At 61.2% G+C, this 19,854-nt stretch carries 17 protein-coding genes; 6 read left to right on the forward strand and 11 right to left on the reverse strand.

Translation table 11 applies throughout. The annotated features are described in order from the left end of the window. Positions 1-11 precede the first annotated feature (11 nt). From NWV16_RS20850 to NWV16_RS20865, 4 genes are all read right to left on the reverse strand, one after another. A complete protein-coding gene (locus NWV16_RS20850) occupies positions 12-1,667 on the reverse strand; it encodes an AMP-binding protein (protein WP_260520584.1) in 1,656 nt (551 codons plus the stop codon). Positions 1,668-1,748: 81 nt separating this feature from the next. Continuing rightward, complete coding sequence (gene sixA / locus NWV16_RS20855; protein ID WP_260520585.1) at positions 1,749-2,201, reverse strand: phosphohistidine phosphatase SixA; 453 nt, start codon at positions 2,199-2,201, stop codon at positions 1,749-1,751. After that, positions 2,198-2,545 (reverse strand): DUF4389 domain-containing protein, encoded by a 348-nt coding sequence (locus NWV16_RS20860; RefSeq protein ID WP_065258876.1) that lies wholly within the window; start codon positions 2,543-2,545, stop codon positions 2,198-2,200. Before NWV16_RS20860 ends, sixA begins: the two co-directional genes overlap by 4 nt. Positions 2,546-2,577: 32 nt before the next feature. After that, a complete protein-coding gene (locus tag NWV16_RS20865; protein ID WP_065258877.1) occupies positions 2,578-3,603 on the reverse strand; it encodes an NAD(P)H-dependent glycerol-3-phosphate dehydrogenase in 1,026 nt (341 codons plus the stop codon). Positions 3,604-3,859: 256 nt separating this feature from the next. On the opposite strand from NWV16_RS20865, the gene NWV16_RS20870 reads away from it, so the two are divergent. From NWV16_RS20870 to NWV16_RS20895, 6 genes are all read left to right on the forward strand, one after another. Beyond that, complete coding sequence (locus NWV16_RS20870; RefSeq protein ID WP_260523560.1) at positions 3,860-5,923, forward strand: TonB-dependent siderophore receptor; 2,064 nt, start codon at positions 3,860-3,862, stop codon at positions 5,921-5,923. A gap of 1 nt (position 5,924) precedes the next feature. Continuing rightward, positions 5,925-6,857 (forward strand): ABC transporter substrate-binding protein, encoded by a 933-nt coding sequence (locus NWV16_RS20875; RefSeq protein WP_260520586.1) that lies wholly within the window; start codon positions 5,925-5,927, stop codon positions 6,855-6,857. Beyond that, positions 6,854-8,758 carry an ATP-binding protein gene (locus NWV16_RS20880; protein ID WP_260520587.1) on the forward strand — a complete coding sequence of 635 codons (1,905 nt, stop codon included), beginning with the start codon at positions 6,854-6,856 and terminating at the stop codon, positions 8,756-8,758. Before NWV16_RS20875 ends, NWV16_RS20880 begins: the two co-directional genes overlap by 4 nt. A gap of 247 nt (positions 8,759-9,005) precedes the next feature. Next, positions 9,006-9,521 carry a 3-hydroxyacyl-[acyl-carrier-protein] dehydratase FabA gene (fabA, locus tag NWV16_RS20885; protein ID WP_065258881.1) on the forward strand — a complete coding sequence of 172 codons (516 nt, stop codon included), beginning with the start codon at positions 9,006-9,008 and terminating at the stop codon, positions 9,519-9,521. 11 nt (positions 9,522-9,532) lie between these two features. Continuing rightward, positions 9,533-10,753, forward strand: coding sequence for a beta-ketoacyl-ACP synthase I (gene fabB / locus NWV16_RS20890; RefSeq protein WP_260520588.1), 1,221 nt, complete (start codon positions 9,533-9,535; stop codon positions 10,751-10,753). 276 nt (positions 10,754-11,029) lie between these two features. Further along, on the forward strand, positions 11,030-11,218 hold the full coding sequence (locus tag NWV16_RS20895) for a hypothetical protein (protein ID WP_260520589.1): 189 nt from the start codon (positions 11,030-11,032) through the stop codon (positions 11,216-11,218). A gap of 116 nt (positions 11,219-11,334) precedes the next feature. Here the strand turns inward: NWV16_RS20895 and NWV16_RS20900 are convergent, their stop codons facing one another. The 7 genes from NWV16_RS20900 to NWV16_RS20930 form a co-directional block, all read right to left on the reverse strand. Then, positions 11,335-11,877, reverse strand: a complete 543-nt coding sequence (locus NWV16_RS20900) for a DUF2058 domain-containing protein (RefSeq protein ID WP_260520590.1) — start codon at positions 11,875-11,877, stop codon at positions 11,335-11,337. A 26-nt stretch (positions 11,878-11,903) separates the two neighbouring features. Continuing rightward, on the reverse strand, positions 11,904-12,746 hold the full coding sequence (gene mazG, locus NWV16_RS20905; protein WP_260520591.1) for a nucleoside triphosphate pyrophosphohydrolase: 843 nt from the start codon (positions 12,744-12,746) through the stop codon (positions 11,904-11,906). Continuing rightward, a complete protein-coding gene (gene relA, locus NWV16_RS20910; protein WP_260520592.1) occupies positions 12,743-14,986 on the reverse strand; it encodes a GTP diphosphokinase in 2,244 nt (747 codons plus the stop codon). Before relA ends, mazG begins: the two co-directional genes overlap by 4 nt. A 124-nt stretch (positions 14,987-15,110) precedes the next feature. Continuing rightward, complete coding sequence (gene rlmD, locus NWV16_RS20915) at positions 15,111-16,463, reverse strand: 23S rRNA (uracil(1939)-C(5))-methyltransferase RlmD (protein WP_260520593.1); 1,353 nt, start codon at positions 16,461-16,463, stop codon at positions 15,111-15,113. Continuing rightward, entirely contained in the window at positions 16,463-17,365 is a 903-nt protein-coding gene (gene cysM / locus NWV16_RS20920; RefSeq protein ID WP_260523561.1) for a cysteine synthase CysM, read from the reverse strand. The genes rlmD and cysM overlap by 1 nt, the downstream gene beginning before the upstream one ends. 139 nt (positions 17,366-17,504) lie before the next feature. After that, positions 17,505-18,929, reverse strand: a complete 1,425-nt coding sequence (locus NWV16_RS20925; protein ID WP_260520594.1) for a sensor histidine kinase — start codon at positions 18,927-18,929, stop codon at positions 17,505-17,507. Next, positions 18,916-19,638 carry a response regulator transcription factor gene (locus NWV16_RS20930; protein WP_260520595.1) on the reverse strand — a complete coding sequence of 241 codons (723 nt, stop codon included), beginning with the start codon at positions 19,636-19,638 and terminating at the stop codon, positions 18,916-18,918. Before NWV16_RS20930 ends, NWV16_RS20925 begins: the two co-directional genes overlap by 14 nt. Positions 19,639-19,854 lie beyond the last annotated feature (216 nt).

The following is a 19,854-nucleotide window of genomic DNA, read 5'->3' on the forward strand; positions in this document are numbered from 1 at the left end:
TTGATCGTCGCTCAATCCTGCCACAGCACCGCCTCGCTGCGCTCGCTCCATTCTTCGAAGCGCGCGCCGTAGGTGTCTTCGATGACGTTGCGCTTGATCTTCAGGGTCGGCGTGAGAAAGCCGTTCTCCACCGCCCAACTGTCCTTGACCACCACCAGACGCCGCAGCCGTTCGTGCTTGTCGAGCACGGCGTTGACCTCCTCCAGCAGCTTTTCCAGGCTCGAATGCAGTTGCGGTCGTGCGTCTTCATGCCCGGCTGCCGAGATTACACACAACCCCAGCGGTGCGCTCAGACCATCGCCGACCACGCAAACCTGCTCGATCCGGGTATGTACGGCCAGGCGATTTTCAATCGGCGCCGGGGCGACATATTTGCCTTTGCTGGTCTTGAAAATCTCCTTGAGCCGGCCTGTCAGACGCAAGCGCCCGTCGATGTCCTGTTCGCCCTTGTCGCCGGTACGCAGGAAGCCGTCGGCGGTCAGGGCCTCGGCGGTTTTCTGCGGCTCCTTGAAATAGCCCAGCATGGTGGCCTGGCTGCGCACTTGCACTTCACCGGACTCGTCGATTCGCACCTCGACGTCAGGACATGGCCGGCCGATCCAGCCTTCCTTGTATTGCCCCGGCAGACAGATGTGCGAATAGCCGCAACTCTCGGTCATGCCATAGACCTCCAGCACTTCCAGCCCGAGTTTCTGATACCAGCGCAGCAGGGACAGCGGCACCGGCGCGGCGCCGGACAACGCCACGCGCAGGGCATCCAGCCCCAGCCCGGCCAGCACCTTGTGACCGATCCGTTTACCGATGAAGGGCAGCCCGAGGAGGAAATCCAGGCGTTTTGCCGGGATCTTGCTGTAGACCCCCATCTGGAACTTGGTCCAGATCCTTGGTACGCCGAACATCGCCGTCGGCCGCGCCCGTCTCAGATCATCGAGAAAAGTATCGAGACTCTCGGCAAAAAACACCGTCTGCCCGGTATAGATCGACGCCAGTTCGACGAACATCCGCTCGGCCACATGACACAGCGGCAAATAGGACAGCAGACGATCGTTTTCATTGAGACCGAACAACTGCGTGCCGCGCGTGGCGGCAAAACCCAGGTTGGCAAAGCTGTGCATCACGCCCTTGGGCAGGCCGGTGGTGCCGGAGGTGTAGATGATGGTCGCCAGTTGCTCGGCGCCGGGGCGCGGATCGTCCAGGATCGGTGAACAGCGTTGCAGGTCGCCCCAGTTGAAATCGAACTCGCCCGGCGGATGCAGCGGCAGACTGATGGTCGGCAGATCCGCCGGCATACCGCTCGACATGCCCGGCCAGTCATCCAGTTTGCCGATGAACGCCAGGACGCTTTCAGAGTGAGTGAGGACCTGATTGACCGAATCGGCAGTGAGGTTGGGATAGAGCGGCACCGAAACATGCCCGGCCATCCAGATCGCCAGGTCGGCAATGATCCAGTGGGCGCAGTTTTTCGAGATCAGCGCGATGTGGCTGCCCGGCGGCAACTCCCGGGAGCGCAGCCAGTGTGCGGCACAGCGGGCCTGATGGCCGACATCGGCCCAGGTCAGCATCTCGACCTGCCCGGCGCCGATGGGCTGCACCAGGTAGCGTTGGCGCGGGTGCCGGGCCTCGCGTTCGTAAAACACGTCCAGCGGCAATCGAAAAGCAGCAGACATGCGACTCGCTCCTTTCTTTTGGAATGGAGCAAGCGTAGTCAACCAAGCAAGTGCTTGGTTGACTATTTCATACAAAAAATTTCAAGGATGTTTAAGGCTGTTGAGCGTCATCGAGCCGATCAGCAATTCGCTGTGCTCAAGCTCGGCCAGTCCGGCGGTGCTGACCTTTTCCGGTGGATAGCCGGCGCCATGCTGCAAGTAACTCAGCAGATTGCCCACCAACGGATTGTGGCTGACCAGCAGCACATTGCTCACCGAGACCAGTTGCTCGGCGACACGATCCGGATCGACCTCCGGGGTCAGCCATTCGACCGTGCGGATTTCCGGCTCGAAGCCCAGCGCGTCACGCACCAGCTGTGCGGTCTGCTGTGCCCGCAAGTAGGGACTTGCGTAGATCGCCGTCAGTGGTTGCCCCATCAAACGGGCCGCGCTGCTGAGCACTTCCTTGCGACCGTGAGCGGTCAGTTCCCGCTCCGAATCGGGGCGCGAGCCATAGGGCTCGGCCTCGCCGTGACGCAATACCCAGAGTTTCATGGTTTGGGTTCCTCATCCCGGGCCGGATGCGGTGCCGGCGCGACAACGTGTGGCGCCTCACCCTCCGGAGTACGCGGCGCCGGCCAGTCGGCGAACGGCCAGGGTTTCTGGTCGCTGTGGAAAGTGCCGAACCGGCCGATCTGGGCCAGGAACTGGCTCAGGCTGTCGCCGAAATTCATCAGACCGGCGCTCGGGGCGCCGTAGATCAGTCTATACACAAGCTGCACCAGCACCACCGCGCCGAGGATGAACTGCGCCACCTGCCAGACCACGATGTAAACGATCATCCACAGCACCCGCAGCAGGATGGATTCGTACGCGGCTTCGGTTTTCGGATCGTTCATGTCTAGCTCCCCTGCTCTGAAATCAGTAGCAATCAGTTGAAACCACTGGTGGAAATAAAATCGACGTCGGTCTTGGGCTCGGCACGCATCAACAGGCCGATCACCTGCTCCAGGGTGCGCCCTTCGAACAGGATCGCGTGCAACCCGGCGACCAGCGGCATATACACACCGACCTCCTGGGCCTTGGCCTTGAGCACTTTCAGGGTGTTGACCCCTTCGGCGACCTCACCGAGACGCGATACGGCTTCATCGAGGCTCAACCCCTGGCCGAGGGCGAAACCGACCTGATAGTTGCGACTTTTCGGCGACGAACAAGTAACGATCAGGTCACCGACCCCGGCCAGACCGAGAAAGGTCATCGGGTTGGCGCCCTGATTCACCGCAAACCGGGTCATCTCGGCCAAGGCGCGGGTGATCAGCATGCTCTTGGTGTTCTCGCCCATTTCCAGCGCCACTGCCATGCCGGCGATGATCGCATAGACGTTTTTCAGTGCGCCGCCCAGCTCCACGCCGAAGCGGTCGGCACTGGCATAGACACGGAAGGTGCGACCATGCAACGCAGCCTGCACGGCTTTGCACAGTTCTTCGTCCTCACTGGCGACCACCGTGGCGGTGAGCGCGTGCTCGGCGATTTCCCGCGCCAGGTTCGGCCCGGACAGCACGCCGATGCGCGCCTGCGGGGCGATCTCTTCGAGAATCTGGCTCATCAGTTTGAAGGTGTGGGCTTCGATGCCCTTGGTCAGGCTGACCAGCATCTTGCCGCTCAGACGCTCGGCATGCGCCGCCAATACCGTGCGCAGTGCGCTGGAGGGCAATGCCACAAAACACAATTCACAGGCATCGAGGGTTTCCTGCAGGTCGGTGACGGCCGTCACGCCCGGCAGAATCTTGATGCCTTTGAGATAACGCGGGTTTTCGCGATTGACCCGGATGGCCTCGGCCTGTTCGGGGTCACGCATCCACTGCCGGACTTGATGGCCGTTCCCGGCCAACAGATTGGCCACGGCGGTACCGAAACTTCCGCCTCCCAGGACCGCAATCGGGCGCTGTTCAGTCATATGTAATCCGTTAATCCATACCAGTGGCGATGCGGGCATTATACGGAGCGGCCCCTTCTCGGACAGCCCCGGCGTCATTTACCCGCACTTGTAGGAAGAAGACCAATAAAGCCGAGGAAAATGCCCGCAACGTGACTGGAAAAGTCACTGTCCTCGGTTAACATGCGCGCCAATTCTCTGCTATCAAGGCCGCGTCGTGTTTTCTGGCACTCCCTCCTCGCGCTCGTCCCTGCTTCTGGCGTTGCTGTTCAGCCCGATGCTGTTCGCGGACGACCTGTTTCTCGATAGCGAGGCCCTGCCCCGGATTCTCACGGCCACTCGCCTGAAACAGTCACCGGCGGAAATCCCCGGCAGCATGACCGTGCTTGACAGCGAACTGATCAACGCCAGCGGTGCCCGAGACATCAGTGAGTTACTGCGGCTGGTGCCGGGGATGATGGTCGGCAACATCAGCGGCAATCAGGCGGTGGTGAACTATCACGGCACCAACGCCAGCGAAGCCCGGCGCATGCAAGTGTTGATCGACGGCCGCTCGGTGTACCGCGCCGGCCTGGCCACGGTGGACTGGAGCGACATTCCGGTGGCCATGGAGGACATCGAGCGCATCGAGGTTTTTCGCGGCCCGAACACCGTCAGTTATGGCGCCAATGCGCTGATGGCGGTAGTCAATATCATCACCCGCAACCCGGCCGACAGCCACGGCACACGCCTGAAAATCACCCGTGGCCAACGGGGCATCAACGACTTCTACGCCAGTCAGGGCACGGGCTGGAGCGGCGGCGACCTGCGCCTGTCATTGTCCGGCCAGGAGGACGACGGCTTCGACAGCGACCGTACCGGCGCCGACTACCGTGACAGCCGTCGCTTGAACCGCTTCAGCCTTGCGGTCAGCCAGATGCTGAGCGACAACCAGAGCGTGGACTGGCAGCTCAACGCCAAGGACGGGACCAACCAGCGACCCTATACCTACCGACCAGTGTTCTCCGGGATTACCGCTGCCGGTAACAACTCCGACGTGGTCGCCAAGGATTACGCCGGTTCTGTGCGCTGGAATCTGGACATCAACCCCGATCACAGCCTTTACGTACAAGGCTCGGCACAACACTGGGACCGTCAGCAAACCTGGCGCGCCTGCGACGCCGAAGTCTCGTTCAGTCCGCAACTGACGCAGCTGTGGCAACTCAACCCCAATTACACCGAGCAACTGGCACGCAACATCACCCGGTTCATCGGGCCCGGTGCTGCGCCCGGCACGCCAACGGAAATGGCCCTGGCCAATCAAGTGCTTGATCAATGGCGCAACGGCGCCAGCCGGACCCTGTGTGGCGACATCGACCAGAGCGCCCGGGAATCGCGTTATGACCTGGAATTGCAGGACACCCTCAGCCTGTCCGACAGTCTGCGTCTGGTCAGCGGCCTGAACTATCGTTACGACCGGGCCGATTCCGAGACCTATTTCAACGGCACGCTGGACGACACCACCTGGCGCGCGTTCGGCCAACTGGAATGGCGTGCCAGCGAACACTGGCTGTTGCAGGGCGGCGCCATGTTTGAAAACACTCAACTGATCGGCAGTTCGCTGACGCCCAGGTTTGCTGTCAATTATCTGATCAACCCGCGCCACAGCCTGCGCGCGGTGTACTCGGAAGCGATCCGCTCGCCCGACATGTTCGAAAACAGCGTCAACTGGAGCTATCAGGTGACCAACCTGCGCCCCTCCGCCTATGGCCAGACGTCGGCCCGCTACTTCGTCAAGACTCGGGGGCCGGGTGATCTTGACCAGGAGCACATGCGCTCGAGGGAATTGGGCTACAACGGCTTTTTCCCGGAATGGGGCCTGGCGCTGGACGTGAAACTGTTCTACGACGAAATCACCGGGATGATCAGCGAGCCGCTGCGCAATAACCAGTTCATCGCCAGCAACGCCAACGATTCACGCTTTCGCGGCACCGAAACCCAGTTGGATTGGCGTCTTGGCGCGATCGACCGATTGCGCCTGACCTACGCCTTCGTCGACGCCGAAGCCAGCAACCCGCTGGATCAGCAGTTCACGGCACGCAACAGCGGTTCGGCGGGCTGGCTGCGCGACTGGGGCCAGGGCTGGAACAGCGCCCTCTTCTATTACGGCGACAACGCACTCAACGGATATCGCTTCGAACGGGTCGACACGCGAATCGCCAAAAACATTCCACTGGGCAAGGCTCAACTGCAATTGGCCGCCGTGCTGCAACAGCGTCTGGATCATGAGCCGACCACTTTCGTCGACAACAACTACGACGAACGCCGGGTGATGTACTTCAGCGCCGAGCTGGAGTTCTAGGATGCGCTACGCCCTGTCACGGAAGATGCCAACCGCCCGCCAATGGCTGGCCGGGCTGTGCCTTTTCGTGACTGCCTGGCTGTACGGCGTGGCAGTGCAGGCCGCCGATATTCTGCTGACCGGCGCCGAGGAAAGCCCCGGCGTGCAATCGTTCGTCCAGGCGCTGAGCGAGCTGAGGCCCACCGACCGGGTGCATTTCCAGCCACTGGCAAGCCTGCCGGCGCCGGGCAAACTACCGTCCAGCCTGCGCCTGATTCTGCTCGATCTGCCAAGCCTCGACTGGCGCATGCAGGAAAGCCAGGGCCCGGCGACGCTGGTTCTGCGGATCAGCCGCCTGCAGGCGCGGCAACGCTTCGGCACCGCGCAGCCATCCCACTTGAGCCTGCTGTGGAGCGATCCGCCACTGAGTCGCCAACTGCAGTTGATCCGCCGAATCCTGCCTCAGGCGCAACGCGTCGGCGTGCTGTTCGATCAGCACAGCGAATTCCTCCTCAAGGAACTGCAATCGGCCGCCAACCCGCTGAATCTGCACATCGTTCCACAGCGCTGGGACAATACCCACGACAACCGTCCCTTGCAGACCGTACTGAAAAACAGCGATGTGCTGCTGGGCCTCGACGATCCCGACCTGTACAACCCGAGAACCGCGAAAAACCTGCTGCTCAGCAGTTATGCGCGGCAGTTGGCTTTGGTAGGCCCGAACGTTTCGTTCGTACGTGCCGGCAGCCTCGCCAGTACCTACAGCGATCAGAGCGACTGGCTGACCGTACTCGACGAACTGCTCGACCACCCGCCGACCGCCTGGCCGCGATCGCTCTACCCCGGGCGTTTCAAAGTTTCAAGCAATGCGCAGGTGGCTCGTTCATTAGGGATAGAGCCGATGAATGAAGCGTCTGTTGCCGCAGAGCTGGCCGAAGGAGAGCGCCACCCATGATTTTCCGCCGTTGGGACATCAATACCCGAACCCAATTGATCAGCCTGGGCCCTGCGCTGTTGCTGACCTTGCTACTGATCAGTTTTTTCACCTTCGTGCGCATTCAGGATTTGCGCCAGGAGCTGAACCACACGGGCCAACTGATCGCCAACCAACTCGCGCCGGCTACCGAATACGGGGTCATTTCCGGTAATAACGAAGTATTGGAAAGCCTGCTCAAAGCCACTCTGGCTACGCCCAATGTGCGGTTTCTCGAAATCCAGGACAGCGCCAACCGGATTCTGGCATACGTCGAGCAGCCCTCGGGTGCGCACAAGCGCCCACATCAGGTCGAAGTGTTCCAGTCGCCGGTGCGATTGCAACGGATTGCCTTGCACAATGATTTCTTTCAGGACGGAAAAAGCAGCAACGGCACTGCCGGCGAGGATTATCTGGGGCGGGTGATCGTCGGTCTGTCGAACGATGCGTTCAGTCAACGCCAACAGGAAATCCTGTTCAAAGCCGGGATTCTGGCGCTCTTCGCCCTGCTCTTCACGTTTGTTCTGGCACGGCGGCTGGCCGGAAGCCTGTCGCAGCCGATCCGCGATATCAGCGATGCGGTCAAGGCGATTCAGGAGGGCGACTACAGGACCCCGCTGCCGATTGTCGATGACACCGAGCTGGGGGCCTTGTCGCAACACATCAACAACCTGGCCCAGGCGCTGGAGCAAGCCAGCCGCGAACAGCACCAGGCCATGGCGCAACTGATCCAGACTCGCGAAGAGGCGGAAAAGGCCAACAACGCCAAGTCGGACTTCCTGGCCATGATGAGCCATGAACTGCGTACTCCGATGAACGGTGTCCTGGGCATGCTGCAACTGCTGGAAACCACCGACATGACCGAGGAGCAGATCGAGTACGCTGCCCTGGCCTCCGAATCCACCGAGCACTTGCTCAAGGTGATCAACGACATTCTGGATTTCTCACGCATCGAACGCTCGGAACTGGAGCTGGAACACATACCGTTCAATCTCGCCGACCTGATCGGCGCGTGCGCCCAATCGTTCCAGCACAGTGCGGCACAGCGAGGGCTGGCCTTGCAACTGCGGATCCCCGAGGATCTGCGAGGCCTGCAGGTACAGGGGGACCCGACAAGGATCCGGCAGATTCTGGTCAATCTGGTGGGCAACGCGCTGAAGTTTACGGAACAGGGTCGCGTCAGCATCGAGGCGCAGTGGCAGTCGCTGGATCACGAACTGCTGTGGTTCACCTGCTCGGTGCGCGACAGCGGCATCGGGATTTCTTCCGAGAGCCTGGAACTGATGTTCAATGCGTTCCAGCAGGCCGACAGCTCGATTTCACGCCGTTATGGCGGTACCGGCCTGGGTCTGCCGATCGCCCGCACCCTGGCCGAACGCATGGGTGGCACCTTGCGCGCGCAAAGCGAAGAAGGTCGTGGCTCGGTGTTCACCCTGGAAATTCCGCTGGCGCTATATAAGCAGGACCTGCCGACACTGGCGGCGGCGCCACGCGCAATCGATGGCAATCCTCATGGAGAAGGCCGCAACGTGCTGCTGGTGGAAGACAACCCGGTCAATCAAACCGTGATCGAAGCGATGCTGCGCAGCCTGGGCTTTACCGTCAATGTCGCCACCGATGGCATGCAGGCCGTGCGAAGCGCAAGCGCAAACCGCTACGAGGCGATCCTGATGGATTGCCGCCTGCCGATCATCGACGGTTACGAGGCCACCCGTCAGATTCGCCGGCTGCCCGGCGGCGGCCAGGTTCCGATCATCGCCCTGACCGCCAACGCCTTGCAGGGTGACCGGGAGAACTGCCTGTCGGCGGGCATGAATGACTATCTGGCCAAGCCATTCAAACGCAATGACCTGCAGCTGATTCTGCAGCGCTGGGTGCAGTAGAGAGGGCCTTTCGAGCATCTGCGACTGGCGTGAAAAGCGAAAGTGCGGCAGTCTTAGGCACCCGAACGAGCCCCAAAAGGGGCTTGAATAAAAATTTCAGTGCACAAGTGTACATTCATGTCCTTGGTGCTGTGACTTTCACTACAACGCAATAGTCTATGAGTAGGCTGCCGGTTCGAGGCATGAACGCATCGATCGGCCGGGAAGATCTGCCCCACCTGCCGCATGGGATTATTGAGGAGCTCGCATGACCAAACAAAACGCCTTTACTCGGGAAGACCTGCTGCGCTGCAGTCGCGGTGAGCTGTTCGGCCCAGGTAACGCGCAACTGCCCGCCCCGAACATGCTGATGGTGGATCGCATCACCCTGATCAGCGAAGACGGCGGCAAGTACGGCAAAGGTGAATTGGTCGCCGAGCTGGATATCACCCCTGACCTGTGGTTCTTCGCCTGCCACTTCGAAGGCGATCCGGTGATGCCGGGCTGCCTGGGTCTGGACGCCATGTGGCAACTGGTCGGCTTCTTCCTGGGCTGGCAAGGCCTGCCGGGCCGCGGCCGTGCGCTGGGTTCGGGCGAAGTGAAGTTCTTCGGTCAGGTTCTGCCGACCGCCAAGAAGGTCACCTACAACATTCATATCAAACGCGTCCTCAAGGGCAAGCTGAACCTGGCCATCGCCGACGGTTCGGTGACTGTCGACGGTCGCGAAATCTACACCGCCGAAGGCCTCCGGGTCGGCGTGTTTACCTCCACTGACAACTTCTAAGGGTTATCCGCATGCGCCGCGTCGTTATCACTGGTCTGGGCATTGTTTCTTGCCTGGGCAATGACAAAGAGACCGTCTCCGCTAACCTGCGTGCAAGCCGCCCGGGCATCCGGTTCAACCCGGAATACGCCGAAATGGGTCTGCGTAGCCAGGTTTCCGGCTCCATCGACCTCAACCTTGAAGAGCTGATCGATCGCAAGATCTATCGTTTCGTCGGCCACGCAGCGGCTTATGCCTACCTGGCCATGAAGGACGCCATCGCCGATTCCGGTCTGACCGAAGAGCAGGTGTCCAACCCGCGCACCGGCCTGATCGCAGGTTCGGGCGGTGCCTCGACCCTGAACCAGATGGAAGCGCTGGACATCCTGCGCGAGAAAGGCGTCAAGCGCGTCGGCCCATACCGTGTAACGCGGACCATGAGCAGCACCGTTTCGGCGTGTCTGGCCACTCCGTTCAAGATCAAGGGCCTGAACTACTCCATCGCTTCCGCCTGCGCCACCAGTGCTCACTGCATCGGTACCGCCATGGAACAGATCCAGATGGGCAAGCAGGACATCGTGTTCGCCGGTGGCGGTGAAGAGGAGCACTGGAGCCAGTCGTTCCTGTTCGATGCCATGGGCGCCCTGTCCAGCAAGCGCAACGACACCCCGGAGCAAGCCTCCCGCGCCTACGACGCCGACCGTGACGGTTTCGTCATCGCCGGTGGCGGCGGCATGGTGGTGGTCGAGGAGCTGGAGCACGCTCTGGCCCGCGGCGCGAAGATCTACGCGGAAATCGTCGGCTACGGCGCGACTTCCGACGGTTACGACATGGTGGCGCCGAGCGGCGAAGGCGCAATCCGCTGCATGCAGCAGGCGCTGTCCACCGTCGACACTCCGATCGACTACCTGAACACCCACGGCACCTCGACCCCGGTCGGCGACGTCGCGGAAATGAAAGGCGTGCGTGAAGTGTTCGGCGACAAGGCTCCGGCCATCAGCTCCACCAAGAGCCTGTCGGGTCACTCCCTGGGCGCCGCCGGCGTTCACGAAGCGATCTACTGCATGCTGATGATGGAAGGCAACTTCATCGCAGGTTCCGCCAACATCGACGAGCTGGATCCGGAAGTGGCCGACCTGCCGGTTCTGACCAAGACTCAGGAAAACGCGAAGATCGACACCGTAATGAGCAACAGCTTCGGTTTCGGTGGCACCAACGCCACGCTGGTCCTGAAGCGCTGGGCAGGCAAGTAATTTCCTCCTGCCAGGCCGTACATGAAAACGCCCCGACTGGTTCGGGGCGTTTTTTTTGCCCTGAAAAAAGTACTTTTCAGCGAGGCCAAAATGAAACTTCTGTCATGCAACTTACCGCCCTGCGACCGAATGTCGCGTATTTGGCGGGCTCCAGGACTGTTGCAGATTTCGCAAGGATACGTTGCACGAATCAAGCGTTTACTTAGCAGGCTAACAAAATCTATAAAAGAGCCCTGCACACGCCTTGCTGCAGATAACAGAGATTGGAGCTAGCAGATGACTGTAAAAGTAACTGAACGCGACGATTCACACATGTCCCATGAAGGCGTAGCCGCCGGCGTACGGATCTGGGATGTGCATCAACAAGACTTGCTGGTCGGCATGTTCCACAACGAGATCGATGCCCACAACTACAAGGCTGAACTGGAACTGCTGGAACAGCAGCGGGATCTGAAATCCGCCTGACCCGAAACCACAGCATTGAAAACGACGAACCCCGCCATTGGCGGGGTTCGTCGTTATCGGGCTTCATCAGGGCCGCTTTTCGACCCGACGGGAGCAAGCGCTCTCGCCACAGACAATTACCACATCAGGTCGTCAGGAATCACGTACGCCGCGTACGGATCATCCTCGGCTGCGACCTCTTCGACCTTCTCGTTCAACTGCACGATGCGCTGCGGGTCGCGCTCCTGAATTTTCAGGGCCGCCTCACGGGGGATCACTTCGTAGCCGCCGGCATGATGCACGATGGCCAGCGAACCATTGCTGAGCTTGTTGCGCATCAGCGTGTTGACCGAGATGCGCTTGACCTTCTTGTCGTCGACGAAGTTGTAGTAGTCCTCGGTGGTCAGCTTCGGCAGACGCGAGACTTCGATCAACTGCTTGACCTGCGCGGCGCGAGCCTTGGCCTCGGCCTTCTCCTGTTGCTGGCGGTTCAGCTCCTGGTCGCGCTTGACCTTCTCGGCCATGGCTTCCTGGGCTGCGCGCTGCTGGGAGTCGTCCAGCTCGATCTGGCCTTTGTGGGCCAGTCGCTGTTGCTTCTGTTTTTCCTTGCTGACCTGCTTGGCCTGCTTTTGGTTGACCAGTCCTGCCTTGAGCAACTGGTCGCGAAGGGAAAGGCTCATTGATGCTTACTCACTTGGGCTACGGCTCAGCCGCAGCTGGGCAAATTCTTTTCCTGACGTTTGGCTTCGCCCCACAGGGCGTCCAACTCTTCGAGGGTGCAATCTTCCATGGGGCGATGGGTGTCGCGCAATGCCTGTTCGATAAAACGGAAGCGTCGTTCGAACTTGCCATTGGCGCCGCGTAACGCGGTTTCCGGATCGACCTTCAGATGCCGGGCCAGATTGACCACGGAAAACAGCAGGTCACCGATCTCGTCGGCCACCGCTTCAGGATCATTCTCGGACATGGCTTCGAGCACTTCATCGAGCTCCTCGCGCACCTTGTCCAGCACCGGCAACGCGTCCGGCCAGTCAAAACCGACCTGCCCCGCGCGCTTTTGCAACTTGGCCGAGCGGGACAAGGCCGGCAACGCAGCGGGAACATCATCGAGCAGCGACAGTTGCTGCGGCTCGGCGGATTTCTCGGCACGCTCTTCGGCCTTGATCTCCTCCCAGCGCTGCTTGACCTGATCTTCGCTCAGGCGCGGTACATCCAGCGGCGCATACAGATCGCCGGTCGGGAAGACGTGCGGATGACGGCGAATCAGCTTGCGGGTGATGCTGTCGACCACCCCGGCGAATTCGAACCGCCCTTCTTCCCGGGCCAGTTGGCTGTAATACACCACCTGAAACAACAGATCGCCCAATTCGCCCTGCAAGTGATCGAAGTCGCCGCGCTCGATGGCGTCGGCGACTTCATAGGCTTCCTCGAGGGTGTGCGGGACGATGGTTGCGTAGGTCTGCTTGATGTCCCACGGGCAACCGTACTGCGGGTCGCGCAGACGGTTCATCAGGTGCAACAGGTCTTCAAGGCTGTAGGTCGATTTCATGGAGTCCGGTTACGCCGCGTCTCGATGATGTTCGGCAACTGGGAGATCCGCCCCAGCAACCGCCCCAGTGCGTCCAGTCCCGGAATCTCGATGGTCAGGGACATCAGTGCAGTGTTGTCTTCCTTGTTCGAGCGGGTGTTGACCGCCAGCACATTGATCCGCTCGTTGAGCAGCACCTGCGAAACGTCTCGCAGCAGACCGGAACGGTCGTAGGCACGGATGACGATATCCACCGGATAGGTGAGCACCGGCACCGGCCCCCAGCTGACCTGGATGATCCGCTCCGGCTCACGCCCGGCCAGTTGCAGCACCGAGGCGCAGTCCTGACGGTGAATGCTCACGCCGCGGCCCTGGGTGATGTAGCCGACGATCGCATCGCCCGGCAACGGCTGGCAGCAGCCGGCCATCTGGGTCATCAGGTTGCCGACACCCTGGATCTGAATGTCGCCGCGCTTGCCCGGCTTGTAGCCCGTGGCCTTGCGCGGAATCAGTTCCAGCTGTTCGTTGCCGCGCTCCGGCTCGACCAGTTGCTGCGCCAGGTTGACCAGTTGCGCCAGTCGCAGGTCGCCGGCTCCGAGGGCGGCGAACATGTCTTCGGCGGTTTTCATGTTGGCCTTTTCGGCCAGCTTGTCGAAATCCACCGCCGGCAGACCGAGGCGATTCAGTTCGCGCTCGATCAGGGTCTTGCCTGCCGCGACGTTCTGGTCGCGTGCCTGCAACTTGAACCAGTGAACGATCTTCGCCCGCGCCCGGGACGTGGTGACGTAACCGAGGTTCGGGTTCAGCCAGTCGCGGCTCGGCGTGCCGTGCTTGCTGGTGATGATCTCGACCTGCTCACCGGTCTGCAGGCTGTAGTTGAGCGGCACGATCCGCCCGTTGATCTTGGCGCCACGGCAGTTGTGACCGATTTCGGTGTGCACGCGGTAGGCGAAGTCCAGCGGTGTCGCACCTTTCGGCAAGTCAATGGCGTGACCGTCCGGGGTAAAGATGTAGACCCGGTCCGGTTCGATATCGACCCGCAATTGTTCGGCCAGACCACCGATGTCGCCCAGCTCTTCGTGCCACTCGAGCACCTGACGCAACCAGGAGATTTTCTCTTCATAGTGGTTCGAGCCGGACTTGACGTCGGTGCCCTTGTAACGCCAGTGCGCGCAGACGCCGAGCTCGGCCTCTTCATGCATCGAATGGGTGCGGATCTGGACTTCCAGCACCTTGCCCTCAGGGCCGATCACCGCCGTATGCAGCGAGCGGTAGCCGTTCTCTTTCGGGTTGGCGATGTAGTCGTCGAACTCTTTCGGAATGTGCCGCCACAGGGTGTGGACGATGCCGAGCGCGGTGTAGCAGTCGCGCATTTCCGGCACCAGCACCCGCACGGCGCGCACGTCGTAGATCTGGCTGAATTCCAGACCCTTGCGCTGCATTTTGCGCCAGATCGAATAGATGTGCTTCGCCCGGCCGCTGATGTCGGCATCGACACCGGTGGCCTGCAATTCGTCCTTGAGCTGGGTCATCACATCAGAGATGAAACGCTCGCGGTCGAGCCGCCGTTCGTGCAGCAGCTTGGCAATCTGTTTGTATTGGTCGGGCTCCAGATAACGGAAGGACAGGTCCTCCAGTTCCCATTTGATATGACCGATGCCGAGCCGGTGGGCCAGTGGCGCATAGATGTCGAACACTTCCCGGGCAACCCGGTTGCGCTTCTCGTCGTCGGCAGTCTTCACCGCACGGATCGCGCAGGTGCGTTCGGCGAGCTTGATCAGCGCGACGCGCACGTCGTCGACCATCGCCACCAGCATCTTGCGCAGGTTTTCCACCTGACCCTGGGTGCCCATCACCATCGACTGGCGCGGGCTGAGGCTGGCACTGATCGCCGCCATGCGCTGCACGCCGTCGATCAGCTTGGCGACCACCGGCCCGAAGCGCTGGCTGACCGCCGACAGCTCGATCTGACCTTCGCGTACGCCACGGTAAAGCACCGCCGCGACCAGTGAATCCTGATCAAGCTTGAGGTCGGCGAGAATCTCGGCGATCTCAAGGCCCGTGCTGAAACTGCCGCTGCCTTCGGACCAGAGATTGTTCGCCGCATTGGACTGTTGCTCGGCCTGTCGAGCGTACTCACAGGCCTCCTTCAAGGCTTCGCGATCCAGTGCCAGATCGACACTGACCGCATGATCGAGCCAAGCCTCGAGATTGATACTGCCGTCGGTGTTGATCGGCTGGTGTGCTCTCACCTGTACCATCTTGCTTTACCTTCCCTACGACGCAGACTCAATGCGTCAAATCACTGACCTTGATTGCCCGTTCGCACTCGCGGGGCTCAGACGAGTGCTGCACGGGCGGATCAGTCGGATCAGACGAGCCATCCTAGCTCGCTTCAAATAACGCCATGGCCTCGACATGCGCCGTCTGAGGAAACATATCGAGAATCCCGGCACGTTTTAACCGGTAGCCCTGTTTGATCAATTCGACCGTATCGCGCGCCAGAGTTGCAGGGTTGCACGATACATACACCAACCGCTCGGCACCCAGGGTCGCGAGCTTGCGCACCACCTCGAAAGCACCGTCACGCGGTGGGTCCAAGAGTACCGCAGAAAAGCCGTTTCCGATCCATTCGGCATCGGTCAAAGGCTGGGATAAATCGGCCTGAAAAAACCTTGTGTTATGCAAATTGTTACTGGCGGCATTCAACGCCGCGCGATCGACCATGGTCTGCACGCCTTCGACCGCCACCACTTCACGTACGGATCCGGCCAGCGGCAAGGCAAAGTTGCCGAGACCGCAAAACAGATCGAGCACGCGCTCGCCCGCAGCCGGCTTCAGCCAGTCCAGAGCCTGGGCCACCATGGCTTCGTTGACACCGGCGTTGACCTGGATGAAATCCCCCGGGCGATACGCCAGATCCAGACCCCACTGTTGCAGACGGTAGCCCAGCGACTGGGCGGCATCGACCGGTTGCGGTTCGCCTTCGCCATGCAGCCACAGTTGCGCTTCATGGAATGCACAAAAATCCTTGAGGATCGTCAGATCGGTCTCGGACAGCGGCGCCATGTGGCGCAACAGAACGGCCAGGGATGAACCGCTGAACAATTCGACATGCCCCAGCGCCTGAGGCTTGCTCAAGCGACGAAGCATCTCCGGCAAACGGGTCATGATCGGTTGCAAGGGCTGTACCAGCACCGGGCATTCACTGATCGCAACGATGTCCTGACTGCCGGCGGCACGGAATCCGACCTCAAGCGTTTTGGCCTTGCTGTCCCAGCGCACGGCGACCCGGGCGCGGCGACGGTAGCCGAATTCAGGACCGGTCAGCGGCGCGGCCCATTCTTCGGGTTCGACACCGGCGACTCGCGACAATTGCTCGGCGAGCATGCGCTGTTTCAGGGCGAGCTGTTCGTCATGGGACAAATGCTGGACGCTGCAACCGCCGCAACGACCGGCATGCCGGCAAGGTGCCGGGCGACGCAATTCGCTGGCGGTGAACACACGCTCGGTGCGCGCCTCGACCACTTTGCCGTGGGCACCGAGCACGCGGGCCTCGACCTCTTCACCCGCCAGAGCGCCGAGGACGAACCAGGTTTTTCCTTCAAAAAACGCGATGCCGCGACCGTCGTTGGCCAGGCGCTCGATCTTCAAGCGCTGCTTTTTGCCGGTCGGGAGTTGCGGGGCCTTGCTGCCGCCGGTGGGCTGGAAGCGCAGGCCTCTATCGTGCTTTGCCATCAGTTGGCCGCGTCGAAAATGCCGGTCGACAGGTATCGGTCGCCACGGTCACAGATGATCGCGACGATCACCGCGTTCTCGACTTCTTTGGACAGACGCAGCATCGCCGCCACCGCACCGCCCGAGGACACACCGCAAAAGATGCCTTCTTCGCGGGCCAGACGTCGGGTGACGTCCTCGGCTTCGCTTTGCGCCATGTCGACGATACGGTCGACGCGGTCGGCCTGATAAATCTTCGGCAGGTATTCCTGCGGCCAGCGGCGGATACCGGGAATGGCCGAGCCTTCCATCGGTTGCAGGCCGATGATCTGTACCTTGTCGCTCTGCTCTTTCAGGTAGCGCGACACGCCCATGATGGTGCCGGTGGTCCCCATGGAGCTGACGAAATGGGTGATCGAGCCCTGGGTCTGACGCCAGATTTCCGGGCCGGTGGTGGTGTAGTGCGCTTCGGGATTGTCGCCGTTGGCGAACTGGTCCAGCACCTTGCCACGGCCTTCGGCTTCCATCCGCTGCGCCAGATCGCGAGCGCCTTCCATGCCTTCTTCCTGGCTGACCAGAATCAACTGAGCACCATAGGCGGTCATCGCCGCCTTGCGCTCGGCGCTGGAGTTGTCCGGCATGATCAGGATCATCTTGTAACCCTTGATCGCGGCAGCCATCGCCAGGGCGATGCCGGTATTGCCCGAGGTCGCCTCGATCAGGGTATCGCCGGGATGGATCTGCCCGCGCAATTCGGCACGGGTGATCATCGACAGCGCTGGACGGTCCTTGACCGAACCTGCCGGGTTGTTCCCTTCGAGCTTGAGCAACAGGGTGTTGCTGGTGACACCGGGCAGGCGCTGCAAACGCACCAGCGGCGTGTTGCCGACGCAATCGGCGATGGTTGGGTACTGCAAGGTCATGGCGTTTTTCGCAATCCGGACAGCGGGGGCGCCTATCATACCGGCAAACCTGCACGGCCCATATCACGCAAAGTGTGATGCTTATGGTTTCTTGGAATAAGCATTAAAAGTCGCGCCGGTGGTGCGACTTTTTTGCTGCTCACACAATTCGCGGGCGACTCATGTCCAGTGTGGGCGCTGGCTTGCCAGCCAAGGCGCCGGAATGGGCGGCGCTGTCATCCGCCACCAACCGCAAATTCAATCGTAATCCCGACTGGCCGTTCTCCGCCCACAAAGTCCCGCCCTGGCGCAGTACCGCATTCCTCGCAATGCTCAACCCCAGACCGAAACCACCATCTCCCGGCCGCGAGCCGTCGAGTCGGGTGAACGGCGAGAAGATCCGTTCCAGATCCTCTTCGGCCACACCACCGCCCTCGTCCTCCAGCCACAGATGCCAGTAGTCCCCGGCACGCCGGCCATTCAGACGGACGATACCGTGCGCTGGCGAATGACGGATGGCGTTACGCAGGATGTTCTCCAGCGCCTGGGCCAAGGTATTGAGGTTGCCGCGCACCCAGCACGATGAGTCCACCGTGCAGTGCAATTGCAGCGTCGGCCAGCCGGTTTCGTAGCAGGCGTCATCGGTGAGCATCTCCCACAACGCCTGGACCTGGATCGCTTCGTCCGGCAAGGGCGAACGCTCGGTTTCGAGCCAGGCCAGTTGCAGGGTGTCGTCCACCAGCCGCTGCATGCCATCGACTTCGCGACCGATGCGCTCGCGCAACGACAGCAGATCCTGCTCACTGTCACTGGCTACCCGCAGGCGACTCAGGGGCGTGCGCAGTTCGTGGGACAGGTCGCGCAACAATTGCTGTTGCAGGGCAACGGTCGATTGCAGGCGTTCGGACATCGAATCGAAGGCCCGGGCCAACTCGCCCAGTTCGTCCGGGCGCCGCGTGATGCCACCCGACAGACGCACACTCAATTGATCGGCACGCCACGCATTGGCCTGCTCGCGCAGATTGTTCAGTGGCACCACCAGCAAGCGATACAGCCCCACACACAGCAGCAACGTGAACAGGCCGGGAATCACACCGTTGGTGATCACTCGCCAGAACACCCGGTACTTGCCCGGCACGAATCGTTCAGGCAACTCGACGACCAGACTGCCGGCGGACGACTCCGTGGGAAATGGCACACGCAGCCATGGTCGACCCTTCTTGTGGATCGGCCAGTCCAGCCCGCGCAGAAAGGTCAGACGCTGGATTTCCTGCCCGCTCAAAGGATCGCTGCTCAGCGACTGCAAATTGCCGTCGATCACGCCGACCCACGCACGCTCGCGCAATTCCATGCCCTGCAACCAGCCATCGACACCTTTGCGCCCGCCCTGGCGCCAGGCTTGTTCGGCCTCGGCGGCATAACGGGTCAATGTGCCGCGCGCCTCGTCGGAGAGGAACTGGTTGCGCTGCTCCATATACCGACCCCAGGACCAGCTCAGCCAGATCATCAATAGACAGAACGCCACCAGCAGGCAGGCCAGTTTCCAGAACAGCGAATGCCGACCCGGCAGGTCAGACACTTTCATCGACGGCACTCAGCCTGTAGCCCTTGCCCCACACCGTGCGCACTTCCCGCTCGGTATAGCCGATCGATTTGAGTTTGCGGCGGATCTGGCTGATGTGCATGTCGAGGCTGCGGTCGTGGGCCGCGTAGCCACGCTGAAGAACGTGCTGATAAAGGAAGGCCTTGCTCAACACCTCTTCATCATTGCGATTGAGGGTTTCCAGCAGACGGAATTCGCTGCGAGTGAGGCCGGCCGGTTGATCGTGGTAGAACACTTCGCACCGCTGATCGTCGAAATGCAGCCCTCCCGCCATCACAGGCTCGGCGACCGCAGCCGGACGCCGATCGAGCGCGACCCGGCGCAGAATCGCTTCGATCCGTACATGCAGTTCGGCCATGCTGAAGGGTTTGGGCAGATAGTCGTCGGCCCCCAGGCGAAAACCGCTGATGCGATCGGCCTCCGCCCCCAGCGCCGACATCAGCAGCACCGGCGTGGAATGGCTCTGACGCAATTGAGTCAACAGGTTCAGGCCGTCAAGGCCCGGTAACAGGATGTCCATCAACACCACATCGAATGCCTGACGCCGGGCGACGCTCAAACCCTCGTTGCCGTTGCGGCACCAGGTCACCTGAAAGCCACTGCGCCCCAGTTGTTCATGGACATAGGCACCGAGTACGGGATCGTCCTCGATGGAAAGAATGCGTGGCTGGCCAACAGAGACAGGAGTCATGACTATCTGCAAATAGTTCTCAGTTGGGTGATTATTCAAGATTGACCGCTGCCGGGCAACCCAAGGTTGACCTGTCGGACAAATGACCCGCGCCGGAAAAGACCGGCCACGACATCATTTTTCCCGGGAATGCCCGCAAGCAAATCGCTACACTGCGCCCATGTCGCGTGCCGGAAGCACGTGTGAGTCAACGATCGGCGGGATGCGGGAGAAAGG

It is taken from the genome of Pseudomonas sp. BW7P1, from assembly GCF_024981055.1.
GTDB classification, from domain to species: Bacteria; Pseudomonadota; Gammaproteobacteria; order Pseudomonadales; family Pseudomonadaceae; genus Aquipseudomonas; species Aquipseudomonas bananamidigenes.